At 64.0% G+C, this 15,511-nt stretch carries 14 protein-coding genes; 3 read left to right on the forward strand and 11 right to left on the reverse strand.

What is annotated here, in order from left to right:
- Positions 1 to 11 precede the first annotated feature (11 nt).
- From rhaI to ACKOED_RS15580, 6 genes are all read right to left on the reverse strand, one after another.
- Entirely contained in the window at positions 12 to 1,304 is a 1,293-nt protein-coding gene (gene rhaI / locus ACKOED_RS15555; RefSeq protein WP_408917537.1) for an L-rhamnose catabolism isomerase, read from the reverse strand.
- Positions 1,305 to 1,308: 4 nt separating this feature from the next.
- On the reverse strand, positions 1,309 to 3,378 hold the full coding sequence (locus tag ACKOED_RS15560; protein ID WP_408917538.1) for a bifunctional rhamnulose-1-phosphate aldolase/short-chain dehydrogenase: 2,070 nt from the start codon (positions 3,376 to 3,378) through the stop codon (positions 1,309 to 1,311).
- A gap of 72 nt (positions 3,379 to 3,450) precedes the next feature.
- Positions 3,451 to 4,557 (reverse strand): substrate-binding domain-containing protein, encoded by a 1,107-nt coding sequence (locus ACKOED_RS15565; RefSeq protein ID WP_408917540.1) that lies wholly within the window; start codon positions 4,555 to 4,557, stop codon positions 3,451 to 3,453.
- Positions 4,558 to 4,621: 64 nt separating this feature from the next.
- On the reverse strand, positions 4,622 to 5,566 hold the full coding sequence (locus ACKOED_RS15570; RefSeq protein ID WP_408917541.1) for an ABC transporter permease: 945 nt from the start codon (positions 5,564 to 5,566) through the stop codon (positions 4,622 to 4,624).
- Positions 5,563 to 6,537 carry an ABC transporter permease gene (locus ACKOED_RS15575; RefSeq protein ID WP_408917542.1) on the reverse strand — a complete coding sequence of 325 codons (975 nt, stop codon included), beginning with the start codon at positions 6,535 to 6,537 and terminating at the stop codon, positions 5,563 to 5,565. The genes ACKOED_RS15570 and ACKOED_RS15575 overlap by 4 nt, the downstream gene beginning before the upstream one ends.
- Positions 6,534 to 8,066 carry a sugar ABC transporter ATP-binding protein gene (locus ACKOED_RS15580; RefSeq protein ID WP_408917543.1) on the reverse strand — a complete coding sequence of 511 codons (1,533 nt, stop codon included), beginning with the start codon at positions 8,064 to 8,066 and terminating at the stop codon, positions 6,534 to 6,536. Before ACKOED_RS15580 ends, ACKOED_RS15575 begins: the two co-directional genes overlap by 4 nt.
- 286 nt (positions 8,067 to 8,352) lie before the next feature.
- On the opposite strand from ACKOED_RS15580, the gene ACKOED_RS15585 reads away from it, so the two are divergent.
- On the forward strand, positions 8,353 to 10,347 hold the full coding sequence (locus tag ACKOED_RS15585; protein WP_408917544.1) for a hypothetical protein: 1,995 nt from the start codon (positions 8,353 to 8,355) through the stop codon (positions 10,345 to 10,347).
- Here ACKOED_RS15585 and ACKOED_RS15590 read toward each other — a convergent pair whose 3' ends face one another.
- From ACKOED_RS15590 to ACKOED_RS15610, 5 genes are read right to left on the reverse strand one after another with little or no spacing between them, the layout of a single operon-like run.
- Positions 10,348 to 10,806 (reverse strand): DUF3833 family protein, encoded by a 459-nt coding sequence (locus ACKOED_RS15590; protein WP_408917545.1) that lies wholly within the window; start codon positions 10,804 to 10,806, stop codon positions 10,348 to 10,350.
- Positions 10,807 to 10,837: 31 nt separating this feature from the next.
- Positions 10,838 to 12,034 (reverse strand): class I SAM-dependent methyltransferase, encoded by a 1,197-nt coding sequence (locus ACKOED_RS15595; protein ID WP_408917546.1) that lies wholly within the window; start codon positions 12,032 to 12,034, stop codon positions 10,838 to 10,840.
- Positions 12,031 to 12,804: a DUF1365 domain-containing protein gene (locus ACKOED_RS15600; protein ID WP_408917547.1), complete on the reverse strand. Its 774-nt coding sequence runs from the start codon at positions 12,802 to 12,804 to the stop codon at positions 12,031 to 12,033. The genes ACKOED_RS15595 and ACKOED_RS15600 overlap by 4 nt, the downstream gene beginning before the upstream one ends.
- A gap of 1 nt (position 12,805) precedes the next feature.
- Positions 12,806 to 14,152 carry an NAD(P)/FAD-dependent oxidoreductase gene (locus ACKOED_RS15605; RefSeq protein ID WP_408917548.1) on the reverse strand — a complete coding sequence of 449 codons (1,347 nt, stop codon included), beginning with the start codon at positions 14,150 to 14,152 and terminating at the stop codon, positions 12,806 to 12,808.
- Positions 14,149 to 14,394, reverse strand: coding sequence for a hypothetical protein (locus tag ACKOED_RS15610; RefSeq protein WP_408917549.1), 246 nt, complete (start codon positions 14,392 to 14,394; stop codon positions 14,149 to 14,151). Before ACKOED_RS15610 ends, ACKOED_RS15605 begins: the two co-directional genes overlap by 4 nt.
- A gap of 24 nt (positions 14,395 to 14,418) precedes the next feature.
- On the opposite strand from ACKOED_RS15610, the gene ACKOED_RS15615 reads away from it, so the two are divergent.
- Both ACKOED_RS15615 and ACKOED_RS15620 read left to right on the forward strand, forming a co-directional pair.
- A complete protein-coding gene (locus tag ACKOED_RS15615) occupies positions 14,419 to 14,859 on the forward strand; it encodes a sigma-70 family RNA polymerase sigma factor (RefSeq protein ID WP_408917550.1) in 441 nt (146 codons plus the stop codon).
- Positions 14,856 to 15,509, forward strand: a complete 654-nt coding sequence (locus tag ACKOED_RS15620; RefSeq protein WP_408917551.1) for a ChrR family anti-sigma-E factor — start codon at positions 14,856 to 14,858, stop codon at positions 15,507 to 15,509. The genes ACKOED_RS15615 and ACKOED_RS15620 overlap by 4 nt, the downstream gene beginning before the upstream one ends.
- Positions 15,510 to 15,511 lie beyond the last annotated feature (2 nt).

Below are 15,511 nucleotides of genomic sequence, written 5' to 3' on the forward strand. Positions count from 1 at the left end.
CGTGCCGCGTCCTACACGATGCCGGCGGCCGTTCCTTCCACCGGCGGGCGTTCAGCCGTCTTGCGCGCCCGATAGCCGCTTGCCCGGTAAAGCCCGATCGGATCGATGGCGCCGCCCTTGCGGCGGCGTGATTCGGCAAGAATCGGTGAAACATCGGTGATGAAGGCCTGCTTCACCAGGCGATGCCCAAGCATGGCATCGCTTGCGTCCTGCGCCGCGGTGAGTGATTCGCGGTCAATCAGCGAAGCCTGAATGAACGCTCGCTGGATCTCCATCGCCGATGCCATCAGGCTCTCGATCGGGTCCGTCACGTTGTGCGACTGGTCGATCATGTAGGCCGGCGCGAAACCCTCGGCCTTGCGCAATTCGGCATCCACCAGCTCGTTGAACACGAGAAACAGCCGGAACGGGTCAACCGAGCCCGAATCAAGGTCGTCATCGCCATATTTCGAATCATTGAAATGAAACCCGGCCAGTTTCCGGGCGCGAATCAGGCGCGCCACGATCTGCTCGATATTGGTGTTGGGCGCATGATGCCCGAGATCGACGAGGCAGCGGGCTTTGGGGCCGAGCTCCAGCGCCGCCATCAGGCTCGATCCCCAGTCGCTGATCACCGTGGAATAGAAAGCCGGCTCATAGAGCTTGTGCTCGAGGAACACCATCCAGTCCCGCGGCAGGGCCTCGTAGATCAGTTTCAGTGATTCGATGTAGCGGTCAAAGGCGGCATTGAGGTTCGACTGGCCGGCGAAATTCGCGCCATCGGCGATCCACACCGTCAGGGCCGCAGAGCCGAGCTGCCGCCCGATCGCGATGCATTCGAGATTGTGCTCCACAGCCTGCTCGCGAATCGCCCTGTCCGCATGGGCGAGCGAACCGAACTTGTAGGACAGCCGCTGGCCCTTCTGGTCCTGAAAACTGTTGGAATTCACCGCGTCGAAACCCAGCGCGTGGGACGCCGCCTCCTGGCGCAAGGCATTGTAATCGCTTACCTTGTCCCATGGAAAATGCGGCGAGACATTGGGCGTGGCCCGCGTCAGCTGGTTGATGACCCCGCAATCCTCCAGCTTGTCGTGGATGTTGCGGGGCTCGCCCGGGCCCGGAAACCGCGCGAACCGGGTGCCGCCGGTGCCCACCCCCCAGGTGGGAACAGCGACCGCGAAGCTCATGGCGCGCGCGGTCATTGCCTCGGCGGAAATGCCCCGGCGCTCGAGCTGGCGGGCAAGTGCCGCATAGTCCTCGGCCAGGGCGGCTTCCTGCTTCCGGTTCTCCGCGGCAATGAATTCCGCCGATATCGCGAAGCTCATCGAATCACCTCGTGAAGGATGCGGCGTTGCCGGCATCGATGTTGAGGAAGTTCCCGGTCGACTTGCTGGAAAGATCGGAGGCGAAGAAATAGACGCCTTCCGCGATGTCCTCGGGGTAGACCGAGCGCTGCAGGAGCGAGCGCTTGCGGTAATGCTCCTCAAGCTCATCCTCGGTGATCTTGAGCGAAGCGGCGCGCTGCTGCCGCCACGGCCCCTGCCAGATCTTGGACCCGCGCAGGACCGCATCGGGATTGACGACATTGACACGAATGCCGAGCGGCGCCCCTTCGAGCGCCATGCAGCGGGCGAGATGCAGCTCGCCCGCCTTCACCGCGCAATAGGCGGAGGCGCCGGGCGAGGCCGCCACGGCATTCTTCGAGCAGATGAACACCATGGAACCGCCGAGGCCCTGCCGCTTCAGCAGCCGGTAGCCTTCGCGGCCGACCAGGAAATAGCCCGCCCCCATCACCGACTGGTTCTTGTTCCAGAGTTCGAGGGTGGTGTCCTCGACCATGGCAGAAATGGTGATGCCGGCATTGTTAACCACGATGTCGACGCCGCCATAGTCCAGCGCCGCCTGGTTCATGGCGGCGATGACGGCGGCTTCCGAGGTCACATCCATCTTGACGCCGCGCACATTGTCCCTGCCGAAGGTGTTGCCGAACCCCGCGGTGACCTCCGTCAGTGCTGCCTCGTCGATATCAGCCAGCACCACGCAGGCGCCTTCCGAGAGCAGCTTGGAGGCGATGGCCGAGCCGATGCCGCCCGCCCCGCCGGTGATGAAGGCGATGCGGCCCGCGAGGCTCTTCGGCTTGGGCAGGCGGGCCAGCTTGGCCTCCTCGAGCAGCCAGTATTCGATGTTGAAGGCTTCCTGTTCGTCCAGCCCCTGATAGGCTGAAACACCCGATGCCCCGCGCATCACATTGATGGCGTTCACATAGAACTCCGCCGCAACGCGGGCCGTGCCCTTGTCCTTGGCGAAAGACAGCATGCCAACCCGCGGCACCAGATAGATGACGGCGTTGGGATCGCGCATGGCGGGCGAATCCGGGTGCTTGCAGCGCTCGTAATAGGCCTTATAGCCGTCGCGATAGCCATCGATCAGCCTGTCGAGATCGGCGCCATCGGCATCATGCGGCACGATGAGCGGCCTGATCTTGGTGCGCAGGAAGTGATCCGGACAGGAGGTGCCGAGCGGCGCCAATGTCTCCAGCATATTGGAGTTCACGAACTCCAGAACCTCCGGCGAATCGACGAAATGGCCGACCTTGCGTTCATGCATGGAGATACGGCCACGGATTTCCGGCATCAGCCGCAGCGCCGCTTCGCGCCGCGCCGCATCGGAGAGCGATTCGACCTTGGGACCCTTAAAAGCCGGCTTTTCGCCATTGCGTTCCAGCCAGACCGCCGCCTTGTTGATGATCCTGAGCGTGGTCTCGTAGCTTTCCTTGGCGGTCTTTCCCCAGGTGAACAGCCCGTGGCTGCCCAGCACCACGCCGACAAACTGCGGATTCTTCTTTGCCAGTTCGCCGAGCTTGATTCCAAGGTCGATGCCGGGGCGCTGCCAGGGCAGAAACCCGATCTCGCCGCCGAATACTTCCCTGGTCAGCCGCTCGGCATCGCTGGAGGCGGCGATCGCGATCACCGCATCGGAATGAACGTGGTCGACATGCGCGTAGGGAACATAGCCGTGCAGGCAGGTGTCGATCGACGGCGCGCGCGGATTGAGGTTGAAGGTGCAGTGGTTGAGCGCATGCACCATCGCGTCTTCCTGGTCGAGGCTCCGGTAGAGCCCTTTCAGGGATTCGAGCTTGTCGAGATAGAGCGTGGCGAAACCGTCGAGCTTCATCGAGCCGATGTCGCCGCCCGAGCCCTTGACCCACAGCACCGTCACCTTATCGCCGGTCAGCGGGTCCCTTGCCTCGACCTTGGCGGAGGTGTTGCCACCGCCGAAATTGGTGATGCGCAAGTCCGCGCCGAGAAGGTTGGAACGGTATAGCAGCAGGCCAGGCTCATCCAGCCCGGCGGCCCTGGCATCATCCCACAGGGACGGAACGGTGGCGGAGTTGCTCATGTCAGTCTCGCTTTCGGTAAACGGTAAAATGAGGCGCACCGGCTTGAACCGGCGCGCCCCCGGAACGATGGCTTAGAAATCGAACTGGCCGACATTGTCCTTGGTGAAGACGAAGGGCGAACCGAGCAGGATCTCCGAGCCGTTGATGACCTGGAGATCGCCAAGCTTGCCGGCCTTCACCGAGGTCGCGCCCGGCTGCAGCGTGCCGTCAGCCACGGCCCGCAGCACCATCATTGCCGCATAGCCGAGGTCGACCGGGTTCCACAGCACCACCGACTTCACGCAGCCCTTTTCGACATAGGGCTTCATGGCGTTCGGCGTGGCGAGGCCGACGACGGCGATCGAGCCGCACTTGTTGGCCTGGGTCACCGCTTCCGCCGAGGCGGGCGTGGCCACCGAGGTCATGCCGAAGATGCCCTTGAGGTCATCGCCATATTTGTTGATGAGGGTGGTCGCCTGGTTGAAGGACAGGTTGTTGTCTTCCTGGGCCTCCACCGTCTCCAGCCACTTCAGCTTGGGATGGCACTTCTCGGCATAGGCGGCCATTTCGGCGATCCAGCGCGCCTGGTTCGGCGTGGTGAAGGTCGAGGTCACGATGGCAACGCCGCCTTCGCCGCCGATCTCGGCGGCCATGTTATCGACGAGCGCCTTGGCGATGCCGTTGAACTCGGCCTGGTTCACGAACCACTGCCGCGCCTCAGGAACCGAGTTGGCGTCATAGCCCACCACATTGATGCCCTTCTCCAGCGCCTTCTTCAGCACCGGCGCAATCGCCACCGGGTCGTTGGCGGCGAACAGGATGCCATCGACGCCGCTGGTGATGTAGTTGTCGAGGAAGGTAATCTGCTCGTCGATGTTGGCTTCGGTCGGGCCGTCGGTCTTGGCGTCGACATTGCCGAGTTCAGCGGCGGCGTCCTGAATGCCTTTCGATGTGGCGTTGAAATAGCCGATGCCGATCAGCTTCGGAACGTCCACCACCGTGATCTTCTTGCCCTTGCGGTCGGGCGGGTTGGTGGGCGAACCGCCGTCATAAGGCTTGGCGGCAGCCGCCGATGGCGTGCCATCGCAGGCCAGCGGATTGGTCGGCAGATCATCGCCGCCGGTCCAGGCCGAAGCGGCAAGCGCGGAGCCGGCCATCAGGCCGAGGCTGACCATTGCCGCAAGCGTAAGTTTCTTCATGTCCTTGTCTCCCGTGTTGGTCTTCCTGCTCACAGGCGGGTGAGCCGGAAGCAGCCTCCCTTGCTCAGCCGCCTCTGTTTCTGTCGAACAGCGCCCCCGCGAGGATGGCGCCGATCAATACCAGTCCAATGACCACGATGGTGCCGTCGCCCTTGACGCCGGACAGCGCCAGGCCGTTCTTCAGCGCCTGGATCAGGATTAGCCCCAGCACCGTGCCGATGATGGTGCCGCGCCCGCCAAAGATCGAGGTGCCGCCGAGCACCACCCCGGTGATCACATCCAGCTCCAGGCCGGTTCCCATGTCGGAGCGCGTCGTCGTCACGCGCGATACGAAGATCACCGCCGCCAGCGCCGAGCAGAAGCCGGCCGCGGTGTAGATCCACAGCTTCACCGCATCCACACGGATGCCGGAAAACCGCGCCGCCGTCTCATTGGCGCCGATCGCATAGGTGGCGCGGCCGAAGGGCGTGAGGCCGAGGATCACCGCCGCGATTACGGTGGCGATGCCCAGCACCCATAACTGGAAGGGCACGCCGAGGATCTCGCCCTGGCCGAAGAAGAAGAACCATTCCGGATAGCCACGCACCGAGCGGGCTTCGCTGATTCCTTCCGCAAGGCCACGGTAGAGGGCGAGCGTGGCCAAGGTGGCGATCAGCGGTGGCACGCCAAACCGGGTGATGATCCAGCCATTGACCCAGCCGGCGAAGGTTCCACACGCCAGGGCCAGCACGATGGCGGCGGGAAGCGGCAGCCCGACGTTCTTCCAGAACACGCCCAGCAGGATCGCCGTCAGCCCGAGGATCGAGCCCACTGACAGATCGATGCCGCCGGTGACGATGACAAAGGTCATGGCCAGCGCAACAAGCCCGACCTCGGCCATCAGACGGCCCTGATTGAGCAGGTTTTCGGCGGTGAAGAACTTATCCGAAAGCGAGGCGAGCACGATCAGCGCGATCACTGTCAGGACCGCGAGAATGGTCTCATGGCGCAGGAGTCTCGCGGCCGTCATGTGGCCCTCCGCCGCCGCGCCATGTCGGCAAGCACGGTCGCCAGGATCAACAGCCCCAGCACGGCGCGCAGCCAATAGGCCGAGACATTGAGGAAGATCAGCGCCGAGCCGATGCAGGCGAAGAGAATGGCGGCCAGCGTCGATCCGATCACCGTTCCGGTGCCGCCGAGGATCGAGACGCCGCCGATCACGGAGGCGGTGATCACCGTCAGTTCCAGATTGGGAGGCACGGTCGACTGGATCACCTGCAGCTGGGTCGCGAACAGGATCCCGGCGATGCCGGAGAACAGGCCGTGCAGCGCGAACACCCCGACCACGGTGCGCTCCGGGTTGATGCCAGCGGCGCGGGCGGCTTCCATGTTGCCGCCCACCGCATAGATCGAGCGGCCGAAATCCGTATAGCGCATGAACAGCGCCGCCAGGATGGTCAGCGCCACCATGAAATAGACCGCCGAGGGAATGCCGAACGGCCGCATCTGCGAGAGCATGAATTCCGGTGGCAGATCGGAAATCCATTCGCCGGCGGTAATGCTGATGAGCCCGCCCTTGAGGATCGAAAGCATGCCGAGCGTCACCACGATCGAGGGAATGCGCGTATAGGCCACCAGGGCGCCAACCCCGGCATTGACGGCGATCGAGAACAGGATCGGCACGCCCCAGGCCACCCAGACCGGGTAGCCGTTCACCGCGAGTGTTCCCGCAATGGTGGCGATCACCCCGATCAGGGCGCCCACCGACACGTCGATGTGGCCGGAGATGATCACCATCGACATGCCGATGGCGGCGATGGCGATATAGGCGTTGCCGGCAAAGATCGAATTGATGTTGGTGTCGGAGAGGAAACGAGGATTGACCGATCCCACCACCACGAACAGCGCGGCGATCGACAGGAGCACCACGATCTCCTGGCCGTAGCCACTGATGAAGCGCTGCAGGCCGGACCGGCCGGGCGATGCGGCAAGCGCGGTCATGCCGCCTGATCCTTGCTGTAGCTGCGGGTCATCGCGGTGCCCACCGCCTCGGCCGAGGCGTGCGCCTTGTCGAATTCGCCGACGATGCGGCCGCTGTTCATCACCAGCACCCGGTCACTCATGCCCAGAACCTCGGGAAGTTCGCTGGAGATCATCAGGATCGCCATGCCCTCGCCCGCCAGCTTGCGCATCAGAAGGTGGATTTCCGCCTTGGCGCCAACGTCGATGCCGCGCGTCGGCTCATCCATGATGAGAATGCGTGGATTGGTGGCGAGCCACTTGCCCAGCACCACCTTCTGCTGGTTGCCGCCGGAAAGCTGGCGCACCAGCTGATCGGGCCCGCGCGCCCTGATGCCGAAGCGGCTGATGGCCTGCCGGGCCTCGGCGGTGATCCGCGCCATATCCATGAACAGGCCGCGCGTCAGCCGTTTCAGATTGGCCAGCGCGATGTTGTCCTCGATCGACTGCATGCGGATCAGGCCCTGGTGGCCGCGGTCTTCCGGCACATAGGCGATCCCTAAGTCGCGCGCCGCTTCCGGCGAAGAGATGCTCACCGGCTTGCTGTCGATGAGGATTTCTCCCGCGGTGGCGGGCGTGATCCCGAAGATGGTGAGCGCCGTCTCGGTGCGGCCCGAGCCGACGAGCCCGGCGAGCCCCAGGATCTCGCCGCGTTTGAGCTTCAGCGAGATGCCGCGCACCACATTGCGGTGGGAAACATTCCTGAGTTCGAGAATGGTGTCGCCATCCTGGCCCTGCTTGGCCGGGTAGAGCCGGTCAATGGGGCGGCCGACCATCATGGAAACGAGCGCTGCTTCATCGACGTCACAGACCGGGCGCGTCGCCACGTGATGGCCATCGCGCAGCACGGTGACGCGGTCGGCAAGAGCGAAGATTTCGGGCATGCGGTGGCTGACATAGACGATGGCCACCCCGCGCTGACGAAGATTGCGCACGATGCTCATCAGCCGCTGCACGTCATGCTCGGCGAGCGCTGCGGTCGGCTCATCCATGATCAGCACCCGGGCGTCCTGGGCGAGCGCCCGGGCAATCTCGATCCTCTGCCGGTTGCCGACCGACAGCGAGGCAACCTTCTGGTCAATGTCGAGATCGCCGCTGTCGAGGGATTCGAGCAGCGCGCGCGCCCGCCGCCGCATGGCCTGCCAGTCGATGGTGCCGAGGCTGGTCTTCGGCGTCTGCCCCAGAAAGATGTTCTCGGCCACGGTCAGTTCTGGAAACAGCAGCAGTTCCTGGTGCACGGTGGCGATGCCGGCGGCATGGGCCTCCTTCGGCGTGGCCAGTTTCACCGCCCGGCCATTGACCAGCACCTGCCCTTCATCGGGCTGGTAAAGGCCCGCCATGATCTTGATCAGCGTGGATTTTCCGGCGCCATTCTCGCCCATCAGGGCATGCACCTCGCCAGGGCGGATGTCGAAACTGACATCGTTCACCACCTTGATGCCGGCGAAGGATTTGGAAATGGCGCGCAAAGCGACTGGCAGCATGGCATCGCCTGCCGCTGCGTCAGTCATGTTCGCCGGATTGACCTCGCCTGTTCCCATCCACCTTGCCGACGCCAGCGGTAGGGTCTCTCCGCAGGTCTTGTTAAGCCGTTCACTTCGATTGCTCGGTGTCCGACACTAAACGATTATGAGCAAAGAGCGTCAAGTGAGTTGGGTGCGGCTGTTGCGCCATTGTTGCGATGCACAATCGCTTGCCGTGTTTCATATGCTGCAACTCGGGCGGCTGCCGGGCCGCGCCGGAGATCGCCCGCGCCTTGCCCAAACTTAGCCCGCATTGAGCGTTTAGACGCGCCTCATGCGCGCTTTTCTCTTTGGTCTTGCCATCCTCCTCGCCTGGGCGCCGCCGCCGGCCGAAGCCCAGACCCTGAACGCCATCCAGTTCAGGATCGACTGGCAGGTCGTCAACCGGTTCCGGCTGTTCCGCGAGCCGCAATCATTTGCGCGCCATGTCAGCGCCTGGCGGCAGTACCAGCTCTATCTCGACCAGCAGAACATGGCGGCCGCCGAGCGCGAGGCCTATCTCGCCAGAACCGCGGTGCTGGGCTCGGAGCATGTGCTCAATGACCGCTATATCGCGTTCAGCGGCATCCTGCGCCAGAACTTCGATTGGCGCGGCTGGGCGGCGCGGGAACAGGAAGCGCTGTGCTATGATCCGCAAGAGCGCGCGCATTCGGCGTGTGGCGGCATCGGCGCCTATGTCAATCCACCGGCCCATGAAATCGAAATGTGGCTCACCGGCGACGGCGCGGCGCTGCCAGCCGGGGCGCGCTGCGAATGGCGGATCGATGGCTTGCTGGTCGCCGAGGCCGGCTGCGGCGAACGGGTGAGCGGCCCGACAATTGCCCTGCCCTTTCCAGATGGCGGCGAAATCTCGGTCAATGTAATCGGCGAAACGCCGCTGATCGCCGAAGCGCGGGTCAAGGACCTGCTGATCGCCGGGCTTGGCGACAGCTTTGCCTCGGGTGAGGGAAACCCCAACATTCCGGTAGCCTTCAGCGAAACCCGGCGTACGCGGAACTTTTATCCCGAACGCGATCGCAACGATGCCGGCGGCGATGCCGTGTGGACGGACGGGCTGTGCCACCGGTCTCTCTACGGCCAGCAGTTGCGGGCAGCCCTTCAGATCGCCGTCGAAAACCCGCAGATCGCGGTGACTTTCCTTGATTACTCCTGTTCCGGGGCCGGCATCGAGGCCGGCATTCTGGGCCCGCAGACCTATGTCGAGCGCCTGCCGAGCAATACGCGGAACAGCCAGGCGGCGCCGCCGCTCATCGCGGGCGGCGAAACCGATTCCCAGCTCTACCGCCTGGTCAGCGAGCTTTGCCGCGAACCTGCTGAGATCAAGCGCGGCATTCCCCGCTGCCCCGGCAAGGCTTTCCGGCGCAATCTCGACCTGGTGTTGCTGACCGTCGGCGGCAATGACCTCGGCTTTTCCAACATCGTGGCCTGGGCCTCGCTGCGCGATGGCGCGTCGGCCAATATCGCCGCCTTCTTCGGCGCCACGGTGAGCGCTGAGCAATTTGCGAGCCGTATGCGCGATGATTTACCGGCGGCCTACGCCCGGCTTGCCGCGGCGTTGCAGGCGTCCCTGCCGCTGGCCTCCGCCAGTGATGGCGTCTTCGATCCGTCGCGGGTGGTGATCACCGCCTATCCCGACCTCGTCAACAGCCAAAACGGCGAGATCTGCGAGGCCGCGCCTGACGATGGCGAGGACGAGGACCGCTATGCCGCCAACCAGTCGCTCGATGTGTTCTCAGCCTGGCTCACCGCGCGGCCCGAACGTCTCGCCGCGGTGCGGGAGCAGTTCGGGCAGCTGCACCGCCGCATGCGCGATCTGGCTGGAGATCACGGCTGGACCTTCGCGGGAAACGTCTATGCGGACCGGATGTTCGACGGCCATGGCTTCTGCGCGCAGAACCTGCGCCGCATCGCCGATCCGGCGGAGCAGCTGATGATTCCATGTTTCGGCACGGCTTCGCGCGACACACAGACCTGCCAGAGCAGTTTTTCCGGCGAAGAGGGCCGCTGGCGGCCCTATAATCCGGCCACCGAACACTACCCCTATGCGCTCCGCCAGCGCTGGGTGAGAACCTTCAACGATGCCTATATGGTGGTGAACCAGAAAGTGAAGGACAGGTCAGGACGGATTGATGAAGCCGCGTCTGCAGCGGTTTTTTCAGAAACAACGGGCGCCATGCACCCGACCGCGGAGGGCCATGCGGTGATGGCCGACAGCCTGATGATGACGTTACGGCCGATCGTTTCGGCAACGCTGGCTGATCGCTGGTGATCAGGACTTGCGGAACACGATCAGCACCTGGCCGACCCTTATGCCCCATTTGCTGACTGTGGAGCGGTTGAGCACCAAGCCAGCTCCGGCCTCATAGAAGGCGTCGTCGAAGCGCATCGCGATCTGGCGCTTGCCGACCTTGAGCCGCAGTTCCGAATCAAGATAGGCCGCGCCATCGGCAAGCCGCCCGCGCGCCTCGGACACCGAATCCGGGCAGGTGCCGGTGAAGCTGTCGGCGGAGCGCCGCGCCAGCGTCCACGTGCGCTGCTGGCGTTCGCCATCGTCAAACACAAAATGCTCGTCAAGGATCAGGCTGTTGCCCTCGAACCGCCCCATCATCTCAACGGTAAAGCGGCGGCGGATGCGGCCCTTGCGATCCTCAAACACGCCATCGGCGGTTGTCCGGCCCTCGAAATAGGCCAGGAGGTCGAAATTTGTTTGTTCATTGCGCTGTAACATGCCCTCTCTACGGGGGCAGCGCCTCAGCCGATCACTTCGCCCTGCGGAAGCGGTAAACGCCCACGTCGATCGAGTTCTCGGCAAAGCCGGCCTCGCAATAGCACAGGTAGTAGCGCCAGCGGCGGCGGAAGCGTTCGTCGAAACCAAGAACGGATATCGAGGCCCAGGCGGCTTCGAACCGCTCGCGCCACATGGCCAGGGTGCGGGCGTAGTCCTGCCCGAAGGTCCTGACGGTTTCGAAGCTCAGGCCGGCCTCGGCGGCCTGCCGGGCCAGAATCTGCTTGGTCGGCAGCATGCCACCCGGGAAGATGTAGCGCTGGATGAAATCGGCCTTGCGGCGATAGCCATCATAGAGCCGCTCATGGATGGTGATGCCCTGCACGGCGGCCGCCCCGCCGGGCCTCAGCCTGTCGTGCAGAACCCGGAAATATGCCGGCCAATTGGCTTCCCCCACCGCCTCGATCATCTCGATCGAGGCGATGGCGTCATATTGTCCGGGGGTATCGCGGTAGTCCTGGAAGCGGATTTCGGCCTGGTCTCCCAGCCGGGCGCGGGCATAGTCGAGCTGCTCCTGGGAGATGGTGAGGCCGGTGACCCGGTGACCGCGGCTTGCGGCAACCTCGGCGAAGCCGCCCCAGCCGCAACCGATCTCGAGGATTGATGAGGGCTGTTTCAGCGTCAGGGCATCGAGAACCAGGTCATATTTGGCAATCTGGGCCGCTTCGAGGGTCTGGGCACCGGTTCCGAAAAAAGCCGAGGAATAGCTCATGGTCGGGTCGAGCCACTGCGAATAGAAGTCGTTCCCGAGATCATAATGGGCGCTGATATTGCGGCGCGCCCCGGACTTGGTGTTACGCCGCATCATGTGGAACAGCCGGTCGGCGGCGCTCTTGTAGAAGACTGGCCGCGCCGCTTCGTTCAGTTCAGTGCGGTTTTGCAGGTAGAAGCGCAGCACATCCGTGACGTTGCTGCTATCGAGATCGCCCGCCATGAAGCTCTCGGCAAAACCGATGGCGCCGCGCCGCATGGCAGCCCACACCGGGCGGTAGTTGCGCAACTGCAAGTCGCAGGTGGCGCCGGGCTTGGCATAGCCGATCCGGTGCTGGCGGCCGGACGGCAAGGTGAGGGTGATTCCGCCCGCGACCTCACGCGGCATGAGGCGGCGGCCGGCGGCGGCGATGATCTGCCCCAGAAGCCCATCACGCGCGGGCAGTGTTTCGGATGTCATGGCTCGGATCTGACCTCAGGCAGAATATCGATGGTATGGTTCGGCAGCTTGGGACGTGGTTTGAGCCGTAAACCTTTCCACAAAAGCCGCACGGCTTGCAAGTGAATGGCGCCGATCACCTTGAGGGTCAGGAACGGGATGCCGAGGAAGGAGCGAAGCAGGTTCCGGTCGTCGAGCGGCTGGCGGGTGCCGCTGACATAAGCCTTGAGCACCGGCTTTCCGCCGGCGCTGAGGCCGATGCCGAGCGCCATCTTCTCTTCCGGCGCGGTGAAATGGAAGGTGTAACGGCCCTCCACCGCATTGAACGGCGACACAAAGAAATGCTTCGGCGCGGACTGGGCGAACTCTTCGCCCACCGGAATGACATAGGAGTGGCGGCCGCCGAAGGTGTTGTTCACCTCATAGATCATCAGCCGCGGCCGCTCATCGGCGTCGAAGCCATAATAGACGGTGAGCGGGTTGAACACATAGCCCAGTACGCTCGGGTAGCAGAACATAAAGATACGCTTGACCGACTGGCCGCCGGCAGCCGCGCGCATCAGCTTCCAGGCATGCGCGTTCACCGGCGTGCCATCGCCCGGCCCGTGGTTGCGGTCCATGATCGAGAACAGGTTGAGCCGGTTGTAGCTGAACAGCCGCAGCCGGCCAGCCGTTTCGGCGAGCCGGTCGACATCGGCGAAGATATTGAAAACCTTGTACCGGAGTTCATGCCGCACCGGATTGAGCCTGCGGTGCACCACCTCGCCGTGATAGAGGCAGGTTTCCGGCATGCTACTCGGCGGCTTCCTGGAACTGCGGCGTCTCCGGATTGCGTGGCGACAGATGGATGCGGCCCGATTCATTGGCCACCGTCCATGGCCGCCGGACGCCGCCCAGCTGCTCCGCCACCGCGAGGCCGGACTGGATTCCGTCCTCATGGAAACCAGACCCGCAATAGGCGCCGCAGAACCAGACCCGCTGCGAACCCTGGATCTTCCACAAATCCTTCTGCGCCTTCATGGCGGCGGGGTCGAAAATCGGGTGGGTATAGTCGAATTCGGCCAGCACGCGGTCAAGATCAGGCTCGCGCAGCGGGTTGAGGCTCACCAATACGGGGGCTTCGACCGGCAGCGGCTGCAGCTTGTTCATCCAATAGGTGACGGCGCTGGTGGCGGCGTTATGCGGTGGCATTTCGGACATGTAATTCCAGCTCGACCACAGGCGCCGGCGTTTCGGCATCAGGCGCTGGTCACGGTGGAGTATGGCGCGGTTGCGCGAGTAACGGAAGCAGGAGAGCAGGCGGCGCTCTTCCGGCGTGGCATCGGCCAGCATGGCCAGCGACTGGTCGGCATGGGTGGCAAGCACCACGTCGTCGAAGCTCTGCTCGCCGCCATCGCGGGCGTGCAGCGTGACGCCGGCGGGCGTGCGGCGGATCGAGGTGACAGGAGTCCTGAGCCTGGTCTCGAACAGGCCATCGCGGATCAACCGCGACACATATTCGCGCGAGCCGCCCCTGACGGTGCGCCACAGCGGGCGGTTGGTAACCTTCAGCAGGCCATGATTGTCGAAAAACTTGAGAAAGGCCCTGGCGGGATAGTCGCGCATATCACCGGGCGCCGCCGACCAGATGGCGCCGGCCATCGGCAACAGATGGCGGTCCATGAAATAGGACGAATAGCCCTCGGCCTCCAGAAATTGGGCGATGGTTACGTCTTCGGGAAGGCCCGGCAGCTTGGCCAGGGTGGTTTTGAAAAACCGCGGGATATCGCGGATCATCCGCAAGTGGCCCCAGTTGACGAGATTGCCTGGCTGGCCGATGAGTTGGGCGATCGACGACCCGGCATATTCATAGGCGCCGCCGCCCATCGACACTGAAAAGCTCATGTTCGAGGGTGCGGTCGGCACGTCGAGGTGCTCGAAAAGCTTGGTGAGATTGGGGTAGGCCGGCGGATTATAGACGATGAAGCCGGTGTCGACCGAAATCTCCCGGCCGTCGATTTCGCAATCGACCGTGTTGGAATGCCCGCCCGGCCGCGAATCGGCCTCGATCAGCGTGACGCGATGCGCCCTGGACAGCAGCCAGGCAGCGGAGAGGCCGGCAATTCCAGAGCCGACGACGGCGATGTGACGGGGTTTCAAGGTTTTTCCTCTCGGTTGTCTTTGTTAACGATCCCCGGACGTATGCGGATCAGGTGATCCGCCTGACAGGTCGGGGCGTAAACCCTTCCGAACAGAGGAAACATGCTATGTATGCCGTCATGGAACCGGCAGGCAGGCAACAGGACGACGATAAACAGCGGGCCGAGGCCCTGTTCCGGCAACTGATTGCGCGGGTCGCGCAGCAGCGGGACAGACTGGCTTTCGGCCAGCTTTTCGACCATTTCGCGCCGCGGCTCAAGAGCTTTATGATGCGCAAGAATGCCTCGTCCGAACTGGCCGAGGACCTTGTGCAGGAAGCGATGATCGCGGTGTGGACCAAGGCCGCCTTGTACGAACCCTCCAAGGGTTCGGTCACCACCTGGGTCTTCACCATCGCCCGCAACCTGCGGATCGACCGTATCCGGCGCGATGTGCACATGCCGACGACCGAGCTCGGGGATTACGACGAGCCCTCGGAGGCGCCGGAGGGCGAGGAACTGCTGGGCCGCAAGCAGGAGGATGGGCTGGTGGCCAGGGCGCTGCAGTCAATCCCCGAGGAGCAGCGCCAGATACTGATACTGTCCTTCGTGGAGGACATGCCGCAGAGCGAGATCGCCAGCAAGCTGTCGATCCCGCTCGGAACCGTTAAATCCCGCATGCGCCTGGCTTACGGGCACTTGCGCCGCATATTGGAGACTGGACTGTGAAACCGACCCATCATCTCGATTACAGCACGCTCATGGCTTACGCGGCCGGAACGCTGGACGAGGCCTTCGCGGTGGTGGCCGCATCGCATATTTCCGCCTGCCCCGTCTGCCGGGAGGCCCTGCTTGAGGCTGAGGCCGTTGGCGGGGCCTTGCTTGAACAAATGCCGGAAGACCAGGTGTCCGGTGACTGCCGGTCACGCACCCTGGCGGCGCTCGAAGCAGCGCCGGCCGCTCCCGCGCGCCGCGCCGCGCCACGGCGTTCGGCGATCCCGAAGCCGCTCGCCCAGTTGATCGGCGCGTCGGATTTCAACGATATCGCGTGGAAGACCAGGGCGCCGGGTGTGGCCATGTTCGACATCAAACTCCCCGCCGGCGCCAAGGGCCAGCTCAAGCTGCTGCGCATCGGCGCGGGCCGCGCCATGCCGGAACACGGCCATGGCGGCGAGGAGATCACGCTGGTGCTGAAAGGCGCCTACCGCGATCACATCGGCCGCTTCGCGGCGGGCGATGTCGCCGACCTCGACGAGGAGATCGAGCACAAGCCGGTGGTGGAAGGCGATCAGGATTGCATCTGCCTCGTCGCCACCGAGCGCCCGACCCGCTTCAAGACGCTGGCCGCCCGGCTGATGCAGCCGTTCGTCGGCATCTGATC

Origin of the sequence: Aestuariivirga sp., assembly GCF_046093005.1 — a bacterium.
In the GTDB taxonomy this organism is placed as follows: Bacteria; Pseudomonadota; Alphaproteobacteria; order Rhizobiales; family Aestuariivirgaceae; genus Aestuariivirga.